General features: G+C 50.0%; 18 protein-coding genes. 5 read left to right on the top strand and 13 right to left on the bottom strand.

All coding sequences use genetic code 11. The annotated features are described in order from the left end of the window. Nucleotide 1: 1 nt before the first annotated feature. The 4 genes from WF803_RS05465 to WF803_RS05450 form a co-directional block, all read right to left on the bottom strand. Complete coding sequence (locus tag WF803_RS05465) at nt 2–2800, bottom strand: 2-oxoglutarate dehydrogenase E1 component (RefSeq protein ID WP_489610539.1); 2799 nt, start codon at nt 2798–2800, stop codon at nt 2–4. 22 nt (nt 2801–2822) lie between these two features. After that, on the bottom strand, nt 2823–4301 hold the full coding sequence (locus tag WF803_RS05460) for a DASS family sodium-coupled anion symporter (protein WP_489610538.1): 1479 nt from the start codon (nt 4299–4301) through the stop codon (nt 2823–2825). Between the two features lie 189 nt (nt 4302–4490). After that, nucleotides 4491–5402, bottom strand: coding sequence for a YitT family protein (locus WF803_RS05455; RefSeq protein WP_489610537.1), 912 nt, complete (start codon nt 5400–5402; stop codon nt 4491–4493). 191 nt (nt 5403–5593) lie between these two features. Then, the gene (locus tag WF803_RS05450) at nt 5594–6514 is read right to left on the bottom strand and encodes a YitT family protein (RefSeq protein ID WP_489610536.1); all 921 of its coding nucleotides are present in this window, start codon (nt 6512–6514) and stop codon (nt 5594–5596) included. A 440-nt stretch (nt 6515–6954) separates the two neighbouring features. Here WF803_RS05450 and WF803_RS05445 point away from each other — a divergent pair, with 440 nt between their 5' ends. Further along, nucleotides 6955–8211: a dicarboxylate/amino acid:cation symporter gene (locus WF803_RS05445; protein WP_489610535.1), complete on the top strand. Its 1257-nt coding sequence runs from the start codon at nt 6955–6957 to the stop codon at nt 8209–8211. Nucleotides 8212–8264: 53 nt separating this feature from the next. Here WF803_RS05445 and WF803_RS05440 read toward each other — a convergent pair whose 3' ends face one another. From WF803_RS05440 to WF803_RS05400, 9 genes are all read right to left on the bottom strand, one after another. Beyond that, nucleotides 8265–8867: a DUF4357 domain-containing protein gene (locus WF803_RS05440; protein WP_489610534.1), complete on the bottom strand. Its 603-nt coding sequence runs from the start codon at nt 8865–8867 to the stop codon at nt 8265–8267. Between the two features lie 3 nt (nt 8868–8870). Continuing rightward, nucleotides 8871–9557, bottom strand: coding sequence for a GIY-YIG nuclease family protein (locus tag WF803_RS05435; RefSeq protein WP_489610533.1), 687 nt, complete (start codon nt 9555–9557; stop codon nt 8871–8873). A 74-nt stretch (nt 9558–9631) separates the two neighbouring features. Further along, nucleotides 9632–9772, bottom strand: coding sequence for a hypothetical protein (locus WF803_RS05430; RefSeq protein WP_489610532.1), 141 nt, complete (start codon nt 9770–9772; stop codon nt 9632–9634). Between the two features lie 32 nt (nt 9773–9804). Further along, entirely contained in the window at nt 9805–10521 is a 717-nt protein-coding gene (locus WF803_RS05425) for a DUF4767 domain-containing protein (protein ID WP_489610531.1), read from the bottom strand. Between the two features lie 206 nt (nt 10522–10727). After that, nucleotides 10728–11081 (bottom strand): DUF2179 domain-containing protein, encoded by a 354-nt coding sequence (locus tag WF803_RS05420; RefSeq protein ID WP_489610530.1) that lies wholly within the window; start codon nt 11079–11081, stop codon nt 10728–10730. Further along, nucleotides 10973–11236 carry a YitT family protein gene (locus WF803_RS05415; protein WP_489611895.1) on the bottom strand — a complete coding sequence of 88 codons (264 nt, stop codon included), beginning with the start codon at nt 11234–11236 and terminating at the stop codon, nt 10973–10975. The genes WF803_RS05420 and WF803_RS05415 overlap by 109 nt, the downstream gene beginning before the upstream one ends. A 119-nt stretch (nt 11237–11355) precedes the next feature. After that, a complete protein-coding gene (locus WF803_RS05410) occupies nt 11356–13824 on the bottom strand; it encodes a metallophosphoesterase (protein WP_489610529.1) in 2469 nt (822 codons plus the stop codon). Between the two features lie 276 nt (nt 13825–14100). Next, nucleotides 14101–15735: a sulfurtransferase gene (locus WF803_RS05405; protein ID WP_489610528.1), complete on the bottom strand. Its 1635-nt coding sequence runs from the start codon at nt 15733–15735 to the stop codon at nt 14101–14103. Between the two features lie 139 nt (nt 15736–15874). After that, complete coding sequence (locus WF803_RS05400; protein WP_489610527.1) at nt 15875–16867, bottom strand: asparaginase; 993 nt, start codon at nt 16865–16867, stop codon at nt 15875–15877. Between the two features lie 582 nt (nt 16868–17449). On the opposite strand from WF803_RS05400, the gene WF803_RS05395 reads away from it, so the two are divergent. From WF803_RS05395 to WF803_RS05380, 4 genes are all read left to right on the top strand, one after another. Beyond that, on the top strand, nt 17450–17710 hold the full coding sequence (locus tag WF803_RS05395; RefSeq protein ID WP_489610526.1) for an AbrB/MazE/SpoVT family DNA-binding domain-containing protein: 261 nt from the start codon (nt 17450–17452) through the stop codon (nt 17708–17710). Continuing rightward, a complete protein-coding gene (locus WF803_RS05390; protein WP_489610525.1) occupies nt 17704–18039 on the top strand; it encodes a type II toxin-antitoxin system PemK/MazF family toxin in 336 nt (111 codons plus the stop codon). The genes WF803_RS05395 and WF803_RS05390 overlap by 7 nt, the downstream gene beginning before the upstream one ends. A gap of 143 nt (nt 18040–18182) precedes the next feature. Beyond that, entirely contained in the window at nt 18183–18533 is a 351-nt protein-coding gene (locus tag WF803_RS05385; protein ID WP_489610524.1) for a PadR family transcriptional regulator, read from the top strand. Continuing rightward, a complete protein-coding gene (locus WF803_RS05380) occupies nt 18518–19075 on the top strand; it encodes a DUF1700 domain-containing protein (RefSeq protein ID WP_489610523.1) in 558 nt (185 codons plus the stop codon). The genes WF803_RS05385 and WF803_RS05380 overlap by 16 nt, the downstream gene beginning before the upstream one ends. Nucleotides 19076–19090 lie beyond the last annotated feature (15 nt).

Here is a 19090-nt window from a genome sequence, read left to right as displayed (position 1 = left end):
CCTATAAATCGAGTACCCGTTGAATTAGGGCTTTCTGCGTGGCCTTATGTAGGGCACCATTCCCTTCTGCTGGGGCAGCCATGGCGGGACGAGAAACTAGGCGGATCGGTACGTCAAGTGCCATCTCTCTCAAGCGCAAGGCCATATAGCCCCAAGGCCCTTGATTCTCAGGTTCTTCCTGAATCCAGACAATGTCTTGCAAATTAGGATAGGAGGCAATGACATCGGCTAGTTTTTCTTGTGGGAAAGGATAGAGCTGTTCGATTCTGGCCAGCGCTAAATGTGGCTTTGGCTCCTTGGCCAGAGCCTCCATAATATCGACCGTGAAACGTCCCGAGCCCAAGAGCAAGGTTTTGACGTCCTCCGGCTTTTGCCCCTCAAATTCCGTATTGATCAGCTCTTCAAATTGGCCATCGGTGAAGTCATCAAGGTCCGATTGAATGGTTTCATTCCGTAGGAGGCCTTTGGGTGACATGATGACCAAGGGCCGCAGTGCTTCATCCTCCAAGAGTTTCGCTTGGCGTCTGAGAATGTGGAAGATTTGGGACGTCCGCGTAAGATTGGCAACGGTCCAGTTGTTTTCTGCACACAATTGCAAGTAGCGTTCTACCCGGGCACTGGAGTGTTCTGGTCCTGCCCCTTCGAAGCCATGGGGCAAGAGGAGCACGAGGCCGGAAATATCACCGAACTTCTTACGACCACTAGATACATATTGGTCAATCATCACCTGACCAGGGTTGGCAAAGTCCCCATATTGGGCTTCCCAAAGCACCAGGCAGTTCGTCGTGCCCAGGTCATAGCCATATTCAAAGCCCATCACCGAGTACTCGGATAGGGTAGAGTTGTAGAGGCTGTAGGAAGTTTTCCCATCCCCAATGGCGGACATGGGCGTGTACTTGTGCCCATCTTCCGTATCGGTAATGATCAGGTTACGGTGGGAGAAAGTCCCCCGCTCTGCATCTTCACCGGTATGGCGGATGGCAATGCCCTCTTGGATAATCGTGGCAAAGGCCAAGGCTTCCGCCAAGCCCCAATCCACTTTTCCTTCTCCCGCAAAAGGCTTCTTCCGCCGTTCAAGGATCCGCTTCAATTTGCCAAAGACGTGTAAGTCCGAAGGGAAGTCCAGCAAGGCTTCATTAATTTTTTCCAAATCTGCTAAGGGGACCTTGGTCTCTACAGACGGGAAGTCGATCAAGCGTTTTTCAATGGATTCCTCTAAATTCGTAATGGCAGGTGGCTTCGTCCCTAAATTCCCATGGGCTTTGTCAAAGGCCGCCCAGGTAGCCTTGTCGACAGCCTTGATGTCGTCTTCTGTCATCAGTTGACGGTCGATAAGATCCTGGCCGTAAACCCCCGTAATTGTCGGATGCTCATCCACAAAATGATAGATCAGCGGGTTGGTTGAACGCGGCTCATCATTTTCATTGTGACCCAAACGCCGGTAGCCTAAGAGGTCTAAGACGACATCCTTATGGAAGGCCTGCCGGTAGTCGTAGGCCAAACGGGCAGCGACGAGCACGGCTTCCGGCTTATCAGCATTGACATGAATGACAGGCAAGTCATAACCCTTCGCCGGATCGGAAGCAAAGCGGGTGGAACGTGTTTCGTCATTTTCAGCGGTAAAGCCAATGTTATTGTTGGCAATGATATGGACGCTCCCCCCATTGCTGAAGGCTTCTGTCTTGGAGAAGTTGTAGGTCTCGGCGACCACGCCTTGGCCGGTCACGGAAGCATCCCCGTGGACGACAATGGCCATCGCTCGGTCGACTTCCGGCTTAGCATAGCCTTTGACCTGGCGATTGTCCTGGGCCGCCCGCGTCAGACCGTTCACAACTGGCGCCACCGACTCCAAGTGGGAGGGGTTATTGGCCATGTGAATTTTCATCTCGTGGCCGTCATAAGTCCGCGTCGTATTCGCCCCCAAGTGGTATTTCACATCCATGGAAGTATTGTATAAGTCATAGGCGCTCGGTTCTTCACTCTCGTAAGCGACGCCTTCAAACATAGAGAGCACCCATTCATAAGGCTGGTCCAACACATGGGCTAAGGCATTGATCCGTCCCCGGTGGGCCATAGCAATATTCAGCTGCTCAAAACCATCTTCCCCCGCTGCATTGACAATGCGATTCATCATGGGAATCAGGGTTTCTAAGCCTTCTACCGAGAAGCGTTTCTGCCCCGTATAGGTTTGACTGAGATACTGTTCCAAATTTTCCGCTTGGAAGACTTCCTCCAGGAGCTGGTCTTTGTCAATCCCCTGGAATTCCTCTGGGAGCCAGTCCCCTTCCAGGCGTTCCTTGAACCAGTCTTGTTCTTCGAGGGGCAAGTGGGTGAATTCAAAGCCCAAACCGTCATCGGAAGCATAAATGCCCCGCAAGGCTTTTAAGGCTTCCCACGCATTGGCATACTTGTTTGGCTCGTTGGGAAAAACGAGCTCGGCCGGCAACTTGCTCACACTGTCCTCATCGAGGTCGAAGGAGGCTAACTCCATCGCTTTCGAGCCGGGGGCTGCTTCCACCGGATTAATATTGGCAGCGAGGAGGCCAAAATGACGAATATTATCCGCCAGGCGGGCAACTTTAACGGCAGCCCAGGCATCCGCTTGCTCACTGAGCGGGCTAGCGGCAACTTCACCCTGAACTTCCGAAGCCCCATCAAGCCCTTGCCAGACCCGAAAAATAGGGACTAAACTCGGCTCCACCGCCTGCTCGTCCTCCAGGTAACGATCGTACTCCGCCAGTAAATAATCGACATTATGGCCATCAAATGCCCACCATTGGGCGTGTGTCTTATCAACCATCAATTCTCTTCCTTCCTATTTTTTAAAGCAAGCCTACCAGAGGCCAGTACACCACTGCCATCACCAAAATTAAGAGGTAGCCGATCACCGTGACCGGCAGCCCGATCTTCATCAATTCTTGCGCTGTATAACCTCCTGTCCCATAAGCCAGCATATTTTGCGGCGCCGATACCGGCAGAATAAAGCCAAAGGAAATCACAAATTGCTGAATCAAGACCATCCCCAAAGCCGTATCTGGGGAGTAATTCAAAGTCCCCATCAAAGAAATCACAATTGGAATAAAAGCCGACGCCAGGGACGTGGCCGAGGCAAAGCCCAAGTGAATTAAAATATTCATCAAGGACAAGAGCGCAATGACCAAAACAAGCGGCAAACGCTCCAGGCCCAAATGTCCCAGCGTCGCATCCGCCAGCCAGGCCGCCCCGCCTGTATTTAAGAGGATCGTCCCGAGAGAAATCCCCACGGCAAAGACCACCAAGGTCCCCCAGGCTGTCCCTTCCTGCACGTCCTGCCAGCTGAAAACACCCAGTTTGGGCAAGAGCATGATGGAGAAAACCACCAGGGTAATCGTCGTCGCGTCCACACTATGGAGAAGCCCTTCCGTACTCCAAAAGAGGAGGAGGATGACGGAATAGAGGGCTAATTTTTTCTCCTCTGCCCGCATGGGACCGAGTTCCTCCAGCTGACTTTGAATCGCAGCCCCAGCCTGGTCGGGAATATCCTCCACTTTGAAGAAGCGGGGGGCTAAAAACCACAAGAGCAAATTCATGAGCACTGCCCAGGGGCCCGCATAAATGAGCCAGTCAATCCACGTGACATCCAAATGCATGGTCTCCTGAATAAAGCCAATGGCCACTTGGTTTTGGGCAGCCGCCGTCCGAATCCCAATATTCCAAAAGGAAATCGATAGGATGGCCGTAATTAAGAGCAAGGCCGAAAGCTTGGAGTCCTTCTTCAAATTTAATGCTTGCACAATCCCCATAATGATCGGCACAATCGCTCCCGCCCGCGCCGTCGCTGACGGTACGAAAAAGGCCAGAATTGTACTCACAATAATGATCCCCAAGACTAAGTTACTAGGCCGCGTGCCAATCCGGGCCATGACATTTAAGGCTAAGCGCTTGTGCAGGCCCGTAATCTTCATCGCTGCCGCAATGAAGAGTGCCCCGGCAACCAAGGCCAAGGCCGGCGTCGCAAAGCCCCCCAAGGCCAAACGCAAGGCGCCGCCCGTTCCCAAGAGTTCCCCGGGAGCGTCGGGATTGGGCGCAAAGCCCAGGGCTAAGGCAGCGAGACCCACCAGCAAAGCGGCTGAGACCGTGTAGGAGACCGCTTCTGTGATCCAGAGGATAATGGCAAAGGCAAAAAGCGCTAAAGCTCGCTGGCCCGGTAAGGTCAGGCCGGCCGGGGTTGGCAAGAAGCAGAGCAGCAAAAAAACGATAAACGCCACTCCGAGGAACAGCCAGTTCTTCTTTTTCATCGGATTCACCTCTTTTTCTAACATTGCTAACACTCGTCCAATTTCCAGTCGCTTTACCCACCCCCTTAACCGAAGCGTTTTTATGCTTACGCTTTCATATTAGCGAAAACGGGTTCATAAGTCAATCCTCAAGCTTGTGTAAAAAAGCACAAAAGTCTGACTTGATCATTTTTATTCAAGGGCAAAAATACCCAGTCCAAGGACTGGGCAAAGTCAATCTTCGCTTTGGTCAAAGACTTCCTCCTGGCGCGCCAAAACCCGATCCTCAAATTCCGCATAATGGCGCCCTTGGACTTCCCGGGCATTGGCCACCACGAAGAAGGCATTCGGATCCGTCATTTTAATCAGCCGCGCCAAGGCATTGTAGTGCCGGCTGCCGGTCACGACGAGGAGCACCCGGCGTTTTTGCTTGGAATAGCCGCCCTCCCCGTCCAAAAGGGTGACGGATTTTTGCAGGTCCTTAATGATGCGTTCGGCAATGAGCTCGCACTTTTCCGAGACGACAAAAATTTGCAGGTTCCGCTCTCCGCCAATTTTCACCATATCAACCGTCACGGCCATGGCAATCACAGCCAAAAGCGAATACATCGTAATGTCCGGCGTGAAAACCAAAAGGGCCAGGAAAACGATGGAACCGTCACAAATGAGTGTCGCAGTCCCAAAACTCAAAGGCGTGTACTCCCCAATAATTTGCGCCGGAATCGCCGTCCCGCCAGCCGAAGCATTGGCCCGGAAAATCAAGCCTACGCCCGCCCCCGTCAGCATGCCGCCAAAAACCGAGGCTAAAAATAAATCTTCCGTCGCTTGGGGCAGGAAACTTAACATGCCTAAAAAAGTCGGAAAGAGAATACTCCCCAACACCGTTTTGTAGAAGGCCTCCTTCCCCAGGGCCAGCCAGCATAAGACCAGCAAAGGAATATTTAAGCCATAAATCACTAGGGCCGGCGACCAGCCAAAAACATGGTAGCAAACCGTTCCAATCCCACCAACACCACCTGCGACAATCTCATTGGGCACTAAATATAATTGCAAAGCTAAATCAATCAGCAAGATCCCCAATACCACCAGGCCAATATCCTTGGCCCAGCCCCGCCAACGCTCTCTTTTGGTCATTTGCCTTACCATAAACTACTCCTCTCCTGACCTCAACAAACAAGGACAACGAAATATCAACACTTCCATTGTAGCCTAAAAACGTTCACAATAAAAGGCTTCCACTGGACTTTTTCTTGGGAAAGAAAGCCCTTATAATTTCGGCTTCAGGTAGAGCTTTTAGCAAGCAAATAAAAAAGCGAGGCTAAACCTCGCTCCTTGCCTTATTCTTCTAAGCGGCGCTTCAACCATTTGGGGGGATTCTTGCCGCGCTCGCTCTTCTTCATCGTAAAGCCCCGCCCTTGCACTTCCTTGGCATTACCAACCACGTAGAAAGCATAGGGATCGGTTTGGTGAATCGTTTGCGCCAGTAAGTTGTATTGCTGGCTATCGACCACAATCATGAGCACTTTCCGAGCTTGCTTGGAGTAACCTCCCTCCCCGTCTAATAAGGTAACAGAGCGGTCCAATTCCAGAATAATGCGCTCAGACAATTCCTCGCAGCGCTCCGAGATGATGAAGACTTGCAGATTTCTTTTCCCGGCAATTTTCGCTGCATCAATGGCCACCGCCATGGCTAACACCGACAGGAGGGAGTAGAGCATGATATCCGGGTTGAAGAAAAAAAGCGCCAAAAGCACAATCGACCCGTCCACCAGCATGCTGGCGACCCCATAGGAAATCGGCGTGTACTTGCCAATGATTTTAACGAGGACGGAGGTCCCCCCAGAACTCGCATCCGCCCGAAAGACCAAGGCCACGCCCAAGCCTGTCAGGCCGCCGCCAAAAATCGAAGCCAGGAAAACATCCGTCGTAAAGGCGGGTAAAAAACTCAAGATCCCTACTAAAGTCGGATTCAGGAAGGTGCCCGCCACCGTCTTATAGAAAGGACCCTTCCCCAAAAAAATCCGGCACAAAATCAGTAGGGGAATACTCAAACCGTAAATCACAATCGCCGGTGTCCAACCAAAGGCATGGTTGGCAATCGTACTCAAGCCCCCAATACCACCTGCCACAATACCGTTGGGCAGGAGAAAACACTGGTAGGCAATCACAATAAATAAAATCCCAATGAATACATACGCCCCGTCACGCGCCCACTGTTTTGCCTGGCGCCTCATGGCTCCCAATTCCAAGGTCTTCATGCCTCCTAAAATATTTTTGCACCCTGCCAGCCTGCGAAAAAAGCAAACGCTGGTAGCGATGCGTCCATGCCTATTGTACTCCAAAATAAAAAAAGTGGAAGGCCTAAGCCATAAGAATTCCGTGAAAGTCTAAAAAGCAGCCCATGAGGATTGAAAGAGGGCTCACGACTCTTCCTTAGGTTTTTCACAGGGGCTTCTTAGGTTTTAAATAACAAGGGTATTTTCCCTTTTAAAACGCCGGCTGCCCTAGAACGATTTTGTTCAGCAATGCTAAAAAATAACGCGCAATTAGTCAATTTTAACAATGCAATTCCTGTAAAAATCCCGTACATTATAAGATGATAAAACCTGTAACCGTTTAGCCAAAGGAGGTTAACCCCGGCTTAGACTGATCATTTCACTTTGTAACCTTTGCCACCCCACTCAGAAAGGAACCAGCCATGACTGCTATTCTTAAGCCTTGGAAACTGTCACTCACCACGCAAATTCTCATCGCAACCCTTGGCGGCATTATTTTCGGTGCCCTAGTCAGCGATTGGGCCGGCCATATCAAGTTTATCGGCGATATTTTCCTCCGCCTCATTCAAATGTCCGTGGTTGCCCTCGTTATGACCTCCATTGCCAGTGCGGTCGGTGGGGACAACCAGCAAAACGTCGGTAAAATGGGCCTGCATACCTTCAAATGGATCCTCACCTTCACGATTTTTGCGGCACTTTTGGGCATGGGCCTCTCCATATTGATCCAGCCTGGCGTCGGCATCAATGTGCTAGGTGGCGCCGCCGTGGACAAGGTCGAAGTCGGCCAAACCTCCATTCAGGAAACTCTTTTGAACTTTGTCCCCACCAATATTTTTGAAGCCATGGCAGAAGGGCAAATGGTCCCCGCCATCGTCTTCTCCCTCTTCTTTGGCCTGGCCATGGGACGCTACGCCAAGGAAACCGGCCAGCATGCCGTCATTGATGTCATCAAGCAAGCCAATGGCATCATCACCGAAATTATTAAAATGGTTATGAATTTCGCTCCCATCGGCATCTTCTGCCTCCTGGCCGATGTGGCGGGCACGGTGGGCTTTGCTGTCATCGGCCCCATGCTCAAATTTCTGGGCTTGCTTTTGCTTGGCAATATCATCCAATTTCTGCTCTATATTCCGCTAACTGCCAGCCTCACCCGGGTAAATCCCCTCAAAATGCCGAAGAAGTTTTTGAAAATGTCTATTATGGCACTCACCACCACTTCGGGAGCCGTTTGCCTGCCTACTAAAATGGAGGATATGGTGGAGAAATTCGGCATTAGCCGCTCCGTCGCTGACTTTACCGGGCCAATCACCATGACCATGAACAGCACGGGAGCCGTCCAATGCTATGTGGCCGCTATTTTCTTCATGGCCCAATCCACCGGCATCCAGCTCTCCGCCTACCAAATGGGCATGGCTATCTTCCTCTCTACCCTCATGTGCCTAGGCACCATCTCCGTCCCTGGGGGGTCGCTCATTGTCTACACCTTCCTCGCTCAGTCCCTCGGCCTGCCCTTGGAAAGCCTGGCCATTTTGATCGGCATCGACTGGTTTGCGGGGATGTTTAGAACCCTCATGAATGTCGATGTGGACGTCCTCATCGGCATGCTCGTCGCCAATAAGCTTGGGGAACTAGACCGCGACGTCTATAATGAGGAGAAGCAAGTCGAATATTTAGGGTAAGAACTAAAATAAAAAACCGATGCAGGAGCGTCGGTTTTTTTGCTGGCAGCCCATCACTCTTGCTGGCTGTCCTTAATTCTTTGGGCTTCTTTTTCTTCAATGATTTTCAAGGTTTGACCCTTATCGTCCCGCCATAACTGACGGCCATTTGCACTCATTCCTAGAACAAACATGGCCGCTTGACTCGCACTCGCGAAAATAACTTCTTCAAGTAGCTGGCCCGCTTGATCTATTTTTCCTGTTTTAAACATTTGCTCGCGCCATTGGATCAGAGAAGTTGATAGATGAGGGGCACTATAGTGCGAAACTCGACTTCCTGGCAATAGCACAAAACCTTCCCCAGTTCGCCTACACTGCGCTGTGATTTTCCCTATTTTTCTAACACGTCTCGTCAAGAAGAGCTTTAACTCGCTCCCTTTAACATCTGATTCCTTATCGAATTGCGCACGTTTCTCTAACTCCTTTAAGCTCATCCCTTCCTTATTACACCAAAACTTCTTCCCATTGGCACTTCTTCCGATGACAAAAGCCGCAGCCGCACTGGCACTATTAAAAATCACATTTTCCTGTAGCACACCATTACGAATGAGCCCTTGCTTTTGATATTGTTCCCGCTTCTTTCTTAGACTTTTCCACAGCGATTCTTTGAGTTTCAAGGCTCAGCGACTCTCTTTCTTTAATATAAAAAGTCCATCTTTCAGCACACATGCCGCCTCTAAGTATCTTTGCTCTCGTTTATTATATTGACGATAGTATAAGCGAACTTCTTCAGACTCCTCAGGTGGTAATTTAGATAGGGAAGGCGTGGAGGCTTCCATTGTTTTAGGTCTACAGAGTGGATAGCCCAAGAGTTCCAAGGCCATCTTAATATCCCTTATCAGACCCTGCATTTCAATTTCATCACTTTTTAAAATATTGGTTCCTGCTGGTTCAACTCGATTCCAAAGATTAAATCTTTTTGCCTTTTTAGCGGCCAAATAAAAAACAAGTTCGAGGTAACTTAACTCCGTTCGCCCCAAGCTATCCAGTGCTGTAGTCATCATCACCGCATCCACAAAAGCAAAATCATTCTTGCGATGATGCTCATTAACACGTAATAGCAGACCTTCTTCATTTTTACGGACGCTAGCCTGACCAATATAAACACTCGGTTCACCTAAATGATTTATCCCAAATAAAAAATAAATGCCACTTTGCTTTAAGGCTGAAAGCTGTCTATGCCTTATTAAATCACTCCTAGGCACCTTATAAATTTGCAGCAAACCATGATTGCCTTTCGTGCATTGGATGGCGCCTGAAGGCTTACCGTCTAATAAAGTCATTTTGAAAAAAATCTCTGCACCCATCTTCTCGCTCCTCACCTTATTCCCATTTATCCTAGCACAATAGCGCTGATTTTAATAGGCAAGGCCTTATACCCTTAGGCTACAGGCAATAAAGAGCGATTCGAGTATGGAGCTAAACGGCGGTACCAACTTTGGGGAGCCTCACGCTTGCTCGCCACCCCAAACAGCCGGCGGGAGAAGAATTTCCGCCGGCTATGCCCTCTCTTTTGCTTCATTTTACACCAATAAAGTCGATCCTAGCCGACCTCTACTCACCCTCCCTCACCTTAGTGAAGAGGCTCACAAATTCCTCGTGCAAGGCCGTATTTTCCGTCTCATAAAACAGCAAATAATCATGGGGATAGCCACCCTGGGACTGGGCAGTCACCAGCACATGGGGGAGATCCTTAGTATCTAAGATAAACAGATAGAGGTAAATTTCCTCCAAGGCCTCGCCCTCTCCTTGATAAGGCTTAGTGGCCACATAGGTAGCCAAGAGGCGATTTTTCCCCAATTCCAGGCCATCCCTTGACCACACCAAGTCCAAAGGCTGCAGCCGCTCATCGGTGGGATCCAGCTGGCGAAAGGTCTCCGGTTCGGCAGCGGGCACCAGACGCTCTGGCTTGAATAAGTCGTTGGGCGCTTTTAGGCCATAGAAATTAGCCGGTGCGTCGACTTGGCCCTGCTCCACCTTCTCCCCCATCTCCTGCGCCCACTTGCCCATAAAATCAGCTAAGGCCGCTTCCTTCGCGGGCGTCCACAAGGCGTTTGCCTCTCCTTCCTCTGTAGGCTGGCTGGTTTTTTCCGGCTCAGGATTTTTTTCGGAAGTAGCGGCTGAGTTAGCGTCTTGGTCAGTTTGAGCCGTCTGGGAGGCGTGATCAGCAATTTCTGTTTCTGCCTGTCCACCGTCAGTTGTTGGTTGAGTCTCCTGGCAGCCGATTAAGCAGGCCCCTAATAACAAGAGGGGCAGTCCCCATTTTTTCATCGAATCCTTCCTTTCGCAATGTTTTGGCGCTTTCATTATACCATGACCCCTAAAAAGGAAAAGCAAAAGCCTGCTTAGAAAAGCCATTAAGCAGACTATTATCCTTAACTAGCAAGGAAAAAGGCCATGGCAAACTGCCATCGCCTGAGTGAAGTGCTTAACCGTTGCTCCTCCCCTAAGCCGGCCTTATTGTTCTAGGCGGCGCTTCAACCATTGGGGGGATTTTTGCCACGCTTGCTTTTCTCCATGGTGAAGCCCCGGCCTTGAACCTCCTTGGTATTGCCGACCACGAAGAAGGCATAGAGAGCGGTGTCATGAATAGTTTTGGCCAGTAAATTATATTGCTGGCTAGCGACTACAATCATTAAAACCTTCCGCTCCTGTTTGGAATAGTCGCCTTCCCCATCGAGGAGGGTGACCGAGCGATTTAAGGCAATAATAATATTTTCCGCTAGGACGTCACAGCGTTCCGAGATGATAAACACTTGCAGATTCCTCTTTCCGGCAATTTTCGCCACATCAATGGCCACGGCCAAGACGGACAAGAGGGAGTAGAGCATGATGTCGGGATTGAAAAGAAGAGGGCCAAGAGCACAATCGAGCCGTCCACCTGCATGCTGGCGACCCCATAGGAAATCAGGGCGTACTTGCCGATAATTTTAATGAGCACGGAAGTCCCCCCGGAGCTGGCGTCTGCCCGGAAGACCAAGGCCATGCCAAGCCCGTCAGGCCCCCACCGAAAAGGGACGCCAAGAAAATATCCGTCGTAAAAGCGGGCAGGCAAGCAAAAAGGCCACCTTTCGGCAGCCTTCTTCCTATAACTTCTCCTAATTTCTACTTCCGCTCTTTCTCCTTCAAGCCCCGCACACTAAACACCAAGCCGGACAATAAACTGGCTAGACCTAAAGACAAAGCGCTGCTGACACTGGTTTGGGGGAGTCGTTTTTCCCCATTATTTTTAGGAGCTTCGGCAGCGTGCCCTGCTGGATGACTTTCTGTTTTCCCGTCCGTGGGTCGCTCACTGGTCCCTGGTTCAGTTTTGCCAGCTTCCACGCTTCCCTGTGCCGGTTTTTCCCCATCAGCCTCGGCTTCTCCGGTGTTGGGTTTTTCGCCTTCTGGCTGACCTTGTTCAGGCTTTTCAGTTTCTGGCTTTTCAGTTTCTGGCTTTTCAGTTTCTGGCTTCTCGGTTTCCGGCTGATCAACTTCAGGCTTCTCTGTCTCGGGTTTATCTTCCTCTGACGTCTGGTTGCCTGCTTCTTCGTCATCATCCTTAGCAACCAAGGTGACCTTTTGCACGGGGGAGTCGTATTTTTGGCCGGCATGGTCCGTCAAATGCACGTACCAGCCCCACTGGCCGCGCTCGGTGGTTTGGGCCTTAATTTTAGCAACGTCACCAGTGTGAAGGCCGTTCACTTCGCCGAGGGTTTTATCGGTGAGAATATCGACTGAGAATTGGTCGGTCGTTAACATTTTCACCTGCGGCTTGAAGCCGAGCTGGGCGTAAGGTACGACGAAATCCTGGTGGGCGAGCAGGTTGCCGTCAGCGTCCGCAAATTGAGGATCATCAGCATTGTAATCCTTCAGGGAATCGGAATAGGTGCGCACGACGAGTTGCTGGTTTTTGTGGTCGAAGTGCAGGAGGCGCAAGTAGCCAAAGCCCCCTTCGGATTTATCCTTATCATCATTTAGGTATTGGTAGTCAAACAGCATGGACGTGACGGTGCGATCTGCCTTGCCGTCGCCGTCATCGTCAAAATCGGTGGTTTCGGTGAGGGCGCCGGTGTGGTGGCCGCCCAAGACGAGTTTAACGTTCGGATTCTTGGCGACGACTTGGTCCATGATCTGCTGGGGCTGCTCAGTCAAGCTGCCATCGGGAGAGAGAAATTCGTGGAAGACGAGAATGGCTTCCCGATCTGGGTGCTGGGCTAAGACTTGGTTCAGCCACTGGATCTGATCTTCTTTCACATCCCAGCCCATGTAGAGGACGAGGAAATCCAGGCCATTGGAGGATAAGAGGTCGTAGTGGCCGCGATTGTTGGCGTAGCTGCCGCCGTACCAGGGGTTGTTTTGGTAGCGGTCCTCGCCGAAATATTCTCCGTACGTGGTGTAATCATTGTCGTAAATGCGCACGTCATGGTTCCCAGCTAAAATGCCGTAAGGGAAATGGGCGTCATCGAGCCGTTGGTACTGCCCGTCAGCGTTGATCCATTGATACGCTTGGTCGGGCTTGTTGACGATGTCGCCGGAGTGGATCATGTATTGAATATTCATGTTCTCCCGCTGGTTGAGGAGGAAATCATGCAATTTGACTTGGTGTTTGAAATACTGCTCATTGTAGAACTGCGTATCGGTTTCCCAGGCAAAGGTGAAATCATACTGGTCACGCGGCCGGTCGTCGGGGTGGTTGGGCGTGATCTGGCTGTCCCGGCCGGTGGGATTGGGCGCCGCATAGCCAAGCGAGTGCTGGACGAGTAAAGTGATCTTCCCGTCCACTTCAAAATCTTCCGCCTTGATGAGTCCGGTGAGGGTAAAGGCCTCCTGTTGGCCCGCCTGGGTGGTGTGCTTGGCAATTTCCTCCCACTGCTTCTTCCCCTGGTTCAAGGCATAAAGACGCACTTGGGCATCCCCGTTGGCAGCTCCGGCCCAGTTCACGCGCACTTTCGCGCCTTCACCTAGATCCTTGGGCACAGCAACGGTAAAGATTTGGTAAGGCAGGCCTGCCTGTGAGGTAACGGTGACGCCTTCGCCATCAGGATCCGCCAAGGCTTCGACTTCCTGTTTTGTAAAGGCTTTTGCCTCTTCCCGCTCTAGGTCTAGGGCATCATTCACCGTTCCTTGGGCAAAAGCGACCTCCTCATCTTCAGCGGTCAGGTGATAACCTTCCTTAAAAATAGCCGTCAATTCCTGATCGGTTAAGCCATCAATGTGCGCTTCTAAAGAAAGATCACTCGGGTCAGCTTCTTCGCCCGCACCTGGCTTCAAGTCGCTCACCGCTAATTTGTCGGCCTCTGCCTCCAAGGCTTCCGTGGTGTTTGCTTCTGCCGCTGCCCGCACGGCATCGTCTTCTTCTAGAGGAACAATATCTGCCGCGGCGTCAGTTTCGTCCGCTTCAATGGTGACCGTGGCTTTTTCGGGGGCTGTTTCCACTTCTGCAGCGGCCGCAGTCGTGCTCGTTTCTACCCCTAAAAGCAAGGTTCCTACTAAGACCGAAGTAACCGTCAGGCCAATTTTACGCAAGCCGAAACGCTTAGTCTGGGGAGCCAGTTGCCGCTTTTTAACCTCATGATTGTTTTTTCCTACCATACGCTTTCCTTTCCAAAATCCAAGTGTACGAACACTTTTATTATAGAGAGCAGCGCCTTATTTTTGGGCGACTTTACCGATTGCTTACACCAATTTCAAGGCGTTAGTTTTCTGAAAAAATTGGGTAAAGGAAAGCGCCATTTTAAAACTCGCTTAAGCTTTGCCTAAGAGAATTTTTTTAAACGGCTGGGCTTGGGCAGGAGGGATGTAAAGGAAAATTAAAAAACCATAAGCGATCGTCACGCTAAACGAATCACTTATGGGTGAGAATAATCGTTACTTTTCGTCCTTATCAGCTAATTGATTGACGCCATCAGAAACGTCCTTCCCATTTTCATCAAGCAAGGTATCCCGGTGCTTATCGTAATGGATCTTCCGACCTTTATGATCAGTAAAAGTTTCTCCGGTATTTGACCAAGGAATCCAACCCCTACCCCACTGCTTGACCTGGGTTAAGTCATTGGCCTGGCAGATATAAGCAATGCGGGCAGCTGCCCAACTGTCACCGCAGAAGAAAGCTGTCAGTAAGTTGGGCTCAATATCATGCTTGGCAAAAATACTTTCAATTTCTTCACGGGTGCGCGGTGTTTGATCCACATGTTCGAAATGCAGGCCTTCCTTCTCATCGTCATAAGGTGCCCATAAAGTCCCTTCAATATAACCCGCCAAATCATGGTAAGGATAGCCGGTACTTTTGCCTTCACGCTCAGCTTTACGACGATTATCGACAATTTGACCTGGTTTTTCACCATGCAATATTTGCTTCATTTCCTCGGTCCAGATGATTTCATCAGGTTTAGCAATACTTGCTGAGCCAAAGGAAGCAACTGGCTTGGGTTCAACCAAACTATCTTCGTCAGTATCAAGAGGGTAATCGTTATATTGCCAAGCAATAAGATTACCGGTCATAGCGTAAACTTCAACACCTAGGCTACGTAACATAAAGCCTAATCTAGCTTGGGGTGGACCTTCCGTCCCGGTCAAAATAACTTTAGAATTTTGGGTAATGCCATATTGGGTGCAGACTTCATCTCTAAATTCCTCTAAGGAAATAAGACGCCATTCTTTTGCATAGGCCGAACGCTTTTCTGGCACGTAAACGCGTGGCCTTTCATAGAGGTCACTGTTCATGTGCATGGCGCCTGGGACATGCCCTGTTTTGAAGTAGGAAGATTCATGGACATTCCCCCAGCCCACATCCACTAGGATCACGTCTTCAATATTCCCGCCTGTAATTTCCTGGGCTTCAGGGCTTAAAGCAATTCTAAGCCCTTTTTTGACATCGGAAATTTCCTTCACAATTTCAGGAGGTAGAAACATTTTATGATTGGCATAGGCCTGGACATTATCGCCTTCATCAATGAGTTTGTTGGCCCGGAAAATTTTGATCTGTTCGTAGCCTTTATCCTTGAAATATCCAGCCACCTGAGGAACAGTTTCTCCCGTATAATCATAGAAAATCAAGCTCTGATCTTTGCTTAAATTCTGGGTCTCAATGGCCCGTTTTAAATAAGCCTCCCGTTCCACCTCTGGATTTTGTAGATCACAATCTAGCCACCGGGCAGAAAATAATTTCGCATTTTTTAAATGCCCACCTTGTTTGGCACCCTCCAAAGCCCAGCCGGAAAAATTTTCCTGAGGCCTAGTATCAACCAGCTTCGTTTTCTCGTCCCTACCCTCAAGAATAGCCTGCACTTCATCTTCGTCAGCTTCTTCGAAATCAGTCCATTGCGCGATTTTTGCCTTAGAAACCTTTGATGAGGCCTTTTCTTCCTTCTTAACTTCGCCATTTTTAGAAGTAGCGCTTGAACTCGATTTAGAAGCATTATTACCTTGGCAACCCGCAAAAATAAAAGCGACAAGGCATAGCCCAAGAATGATTAAACCGCTTGGCCTCCACTTAGTTTTCATACGATCCTCCCTTATTTGCTTATTAATAGTAACTAACACTGGATAAGTATAGCATGAAAGGACGTATTTTCAAAAATACTCAAGAAGAAAAAAGCTTAAATACGGAATATCAATTCGATATTTAAGCTTTAAAAGCCAGTTATAAATTGCAGAGCCGCTGGCCGACAATTTCGCCCCGGCGATTTTTGATGATTTTGGGCGTATATTCGAGTAAGGCCGCATAATCCCTTTTCCGTTTGATGAGGCCTAAGCGCCATAAAAGCTCCAGTAAAATAATATCACGCGGGCCATTTAAGCCATCGTAAGTTTTCAGGGCAAAGCCGAGGCCTAGCTTGGGTAAGTAGCCGGCAAAATAGCCATTGGCGCCAGATTTAACGATGACTTCCCCCGGAAAACGGCGGATGATGTGCCGCTCCAAGCGATTCGTCCCCGAAGCATAAAAAGGCTGCTCAATCAGGGCTTGGGTGATGAGCTGGGCGTGCTTGGCCAAGTCATTCGGCAGGGTTTTTGGCCTAGCAAAACGCGCCATACCATAAGCAAAAGCCTTGAGCGGCAAGGCGTGCACCGGCACCCCACAGCCATCCACAGCGAATTTCATCTCACTCGTCGGCAAGTCACAGATTTCAGAAATGGTCTGCGTGATATTGCGCTGGACGGGATGATCCGGCAGCTGGTACGTGCTCAAATCTGCGCCCAATACTTTGGCACTGGCTAGCATGGCACAGTGCTTGCCACTGCAGTTATTATGCACGGCACGCGGTTTTTCCCCCCGCGCCTGCATGGCCTGGCGCGTTCTTTTGTCTAAGGGATAGTGCGCCCCGCATTGCAGGTCCGACTCCTCAAGGCCTAATTTCTCCAGCAGGCCTAAAATGCGCTGGATATGGTAGGGTTCCCCCGTGTGCGAGCCACACATCAAGGCCAATTCCGGCCAGGTAAAGTTATAGCGGTAGTGAATATCTAAGCGCAAAGCCGCCAGCAACTGCAATAATTTACAGCTGGACCGCGGAAAAGCCACCTCCTCCGGGTCTCCCCAAGCTTTGACCAGCTGCCCCTTGGCATCCACCACCGCAATGGACCCCGGCGTGATTAAATCCGCCTGCTGGCCCCGATAAGTCGTTAGTAAAGTCTCCATATCCAGCCCCCCTCAGCTAAAATTTGCCTCCACATACTTGCCTATTCTTTCATGTATGCCTTTTATAATCGACTTAAGTATGCGCTTAAATTATTGATTTGTCAACAACAAAACGTTTTAGCCATCCCCGGTGAGCTGCTGGTGTGCCAATTTACCAGCAGCCAGGCTAGGTTCTCAATTTACTAAGTGTAAAGTTAGGTTCGATTATCGAAAAAATAAAAGAGATAAGGTCTTTAAGTATTGAAAATAGACGTTATGAGGTCATTTCAGCTTATTTATCAGTTGATCGGCCTTCCCTTCCTACCGCCTACGTTATTTGAACTTCGAAGTGACGTCCCGGTAGTGGCTGCTTTTAAGTTGGATTCGCGACTCAGCTAATCGGCGACTCAGCGGGGGCAAGCGGTGGATTCGTATCCTACAGTTGAACTCACCACCTGCCCCTGCACCTGCGTTACTCTTTAGGGTGAACCTGACTAAGGTCAGAACCACCCTAAAGGAGTCAACTCGGTGGGGGCGGTCGGTGGTTCGTATCCTTACTTTACTTCATGCTGTTCTTCTTCTATACTGAAGATAGGAGGCGTGATGACGATGAAATGCGAAGAAACAAGCATCTATCAATCCAAGGAAAAACCGAGTGTGGACCTGAAGCAAGCCCTCCTTCGTGATGCTGATTTAGCGGTTGGCGACCGGGTGACCTTAACCAGCCGGGAAGGGGAGATTCGTATCAGTAAGAAATATACATCATTTGAACAGCGCTGGCTGACTTTCTTCGATCAGGGTGGCGACTATGAGGATCTCAGTGAAATGGACTGGGGCGAAGGCTCGGAGAGAGAATTATGGTAGCGCAGGGGGATATTATCATCATTGATTTGAACCCGACTTTAGGGATGGAGAAGGGCAGCAAACGTCCGTGCTTGGTATTGAGCCACGAGAGCTTCAACCAGCGGACGCATTTTGCCTGGCTCCTCCCCATCACTTGCCGGGAGGAAAAATACCCGACCGATGTGGCCTGCCATACGCAAGAAGACCAGGTCAACGGCGTGATTGATTGCGCCCAGATCCGAACGGTGGACTTGCGGGAGCGCCCTTTTGAAATTGTTGACCGCTTGGGGAAGAAAAGCTACCAGCAGGTACAAGAAATTCTCGATCATCTCCTTGCCCGGCAGGCTTAACACTGAAAAGCAGGTATGAGACTTGCTTTTTTATTTTGAGTAAAATCGGTCGCAGGACTGATTTTTGGCTTCGACCCTTTTCTTTTATAGTACTATGTGGTACACTGTATGTAGAAAAATAAAGGAGGGAGCGATGGACAGCTATGGACGTTCAAAAGTGGCAGTCGCAAATGATGCGCGGCACCCTAGAATATTGTGTTTTACTATTGATCAGGAAACGGCCGTATTACGGCTATGACCTCCTGCAGACGCTAGAGGCTTATCCCCTGATCCAAACGAAGGAAAGCACGATTTACCCCCTACTCCGGCGTTTGGCCAAGGAAGGGCTTCTAACGGCCAAGTGGCAGGCCACCACGGAGGGCTTACCACCGCGGAAGTATTACGAACTTACCAAGGCGGGCAATAAATACCTGCAGGCTTTAAGCAAGCAATGGCAGAAATTACAGCTCGTCGTCAAAGCTTTAGAAGGAGAGACCCAATGGAACAAGAATTAGAAGCTTATTTACAGGCGGTGAATGATTACCTCCACCGCTTGCCCCTCTCGGAGCGCACCGATATTATCAAAGAAATTAAAAGTTCCATGCTGGATATGGAAGCCGACGGGAAAGCCCCTGCCGAAATTTTACAGCGCCTCGGTTCACCAGCCGAAATGGCCAAAGGTTACTTAGGTGAGCAGCCTTGGGAAGGCAGCCCACCCCGTCAGTATTTTTTCCGCGCCCTCGCTTTCTACAGTGGGGTGGCTCTCTCTGGCCTCATTGTTTTACCGACCTTGATCGTCTTTGCGCCGACTTTCCTCCTCTCTGGAGCCTTGTCTGTCATTTTGGGCTTAGCAAAGTGGGGAACTGTCGTCTTCCATTTGCCTTACGAGTATCTCTTCCAAAATATTGGGGTCGCTGGTGTATTGAACCCGCATGTGGAACTTCTAATCATCCTGGTCTTGGGTCTGGCCTGCATGCTGGGCGGCTATTTAAGTTGGAAGCTCCTCGTTTTCTACTGCCAGAAAGTGCTCCAAATAAAGCGCCGTCTGCATGTTTAGAGTCAGCAAAAATAC

It is taken from the genome of Aerococcus sp. BD502 (genome assembly GCF_057919555.1).
Note: the sequence above shows the minus strand (reverse complement) of the source record. Positions and strands in the feature narration are given on the sequence as shown.

Excerpts from the sequence above, each read along its gene's own strand:
- WF803_RS05385 (WP_489610524.1), top strand. The coding sequence starts at position 18,183 with ATGGACGTTCAAAAGTGGCAGTCGCAAATGATGCGCGGCACCCTAGAA.
- WF803_RS05415 (WP_489611895.1), bottom strand. The coding sequence starts at position 11,236 with ATGGCCTTGGTCTTCCGGGCAGACGCCAGCTCCGGGGGGACTTCCGTG.
- WF803_RS05405 (WP_489610528.1), bottom strand. The coding sequence starts at position 15,735 with ATGAAAACTAAGTGGAGGCCAAGCGGTTTAATCATTCTTGGGCTATGC.
- WF803_RS05395 (WP_489610526.1), top strand. The coding sequence starts at position 17,450 with ATGACGATGAAATGCGAAGAAACAAGCATCTATCAATCCAAGGAAAAA.
- WF803_RS05410 (WP_489610529.1), bottom strand. The coding sequence starts at position 13,824 with ATGGTAGGAAAAAACAATCATGAGGTTAAAAAGCGGCAACTGGCTCCC.
- WF803_RS05390 (WP_489610525.1), top strand. The coding sequence starts at position 17,704 with ATGGTAGCGCAGGGGGATATTATCATCATTGATTTGAACCCGACTTTA.
- WF803_RS05455 (WP_489610537.1), bottom strand. The coding sequence starts at position 5,402 with ATGGTAAGGCAAATGACCAAAAGAGAGCGTTGGCGGGGCTGGGCCAAG.
- WF803_RS05450 (WP_489610536.1), bottom strand. The coding sequence starts at position 6,514 with ATGAAGACCTTGGAATTGGGAGCCATGAGGCGCCAGGCAAAACAGTGG.
- WF803_RS05465 (WP_489610539.1), bottom strand. The coding sequence starts at position 2,800 with ATGGTTGATAAGACACACGCCCAATGGTGGGCATTTGATGGCCATAAT.
- WF803_RS05425 (WP_489610531.1), bottom strand. The coding sequence starts at position 10,521 with ATGAAAAAATGGGGACTGCCCCTCTTGTTATTAGGGGCCTGCTTAATC.
- WF803_RS05460 (WP_489610538.1), bottom strand. The coding sequence starts at position 4,301 with ATGTTAGAAAAAGAGGTGAATCCGATGAAAAAGAAGAACTGGCTGTTC.
- WF803_RS05400 (WP_489610527.1), bottom strand. The coding sequence starts at position 16,867 with ATGGAGACTTTACTAACGACTTATCGGGGCCAGCAGGCGGATTTAATC.
- WF803_RS05430 (WP_489610532.1), bottom strand. The coding sequence starts at position 9,772 with ATGAAGCAAAAGAGAGGGCATAGCCGGCGGAAATTCTTCTCCCGCCGG.
- WF803_RS05435 (WP_489610533.1), bottom strand. The coding sequence starts at position 9,557 with ATGGGTGCAGAGATTTTTTTCAAAATGACTTTATTAGACGGTAAGCCT.
- WF803_RS05445 (WP_489610535.1), top strand. The coding sequence starts at position 6,955 with ATGACTGCTATTCTTAAGCCTTGGAAACTGTCACTCACCACGCAAATT.
- WF803_RS05420 (WP_489610530.1), bottom strand. The coding sequence starts at position 11,081 with ATGCTCTACTCCCTCTTGTCCGTCTTGGCCGTGGCCATTGATGTGGCG.
- WF803_RS05380 (WP_489610523.1), top strand. The coding sequence starts at position 18,518 with ATGGAACAAGAATTAGAAGCTTATTTACAGGCGGTGAATGATTACCTC.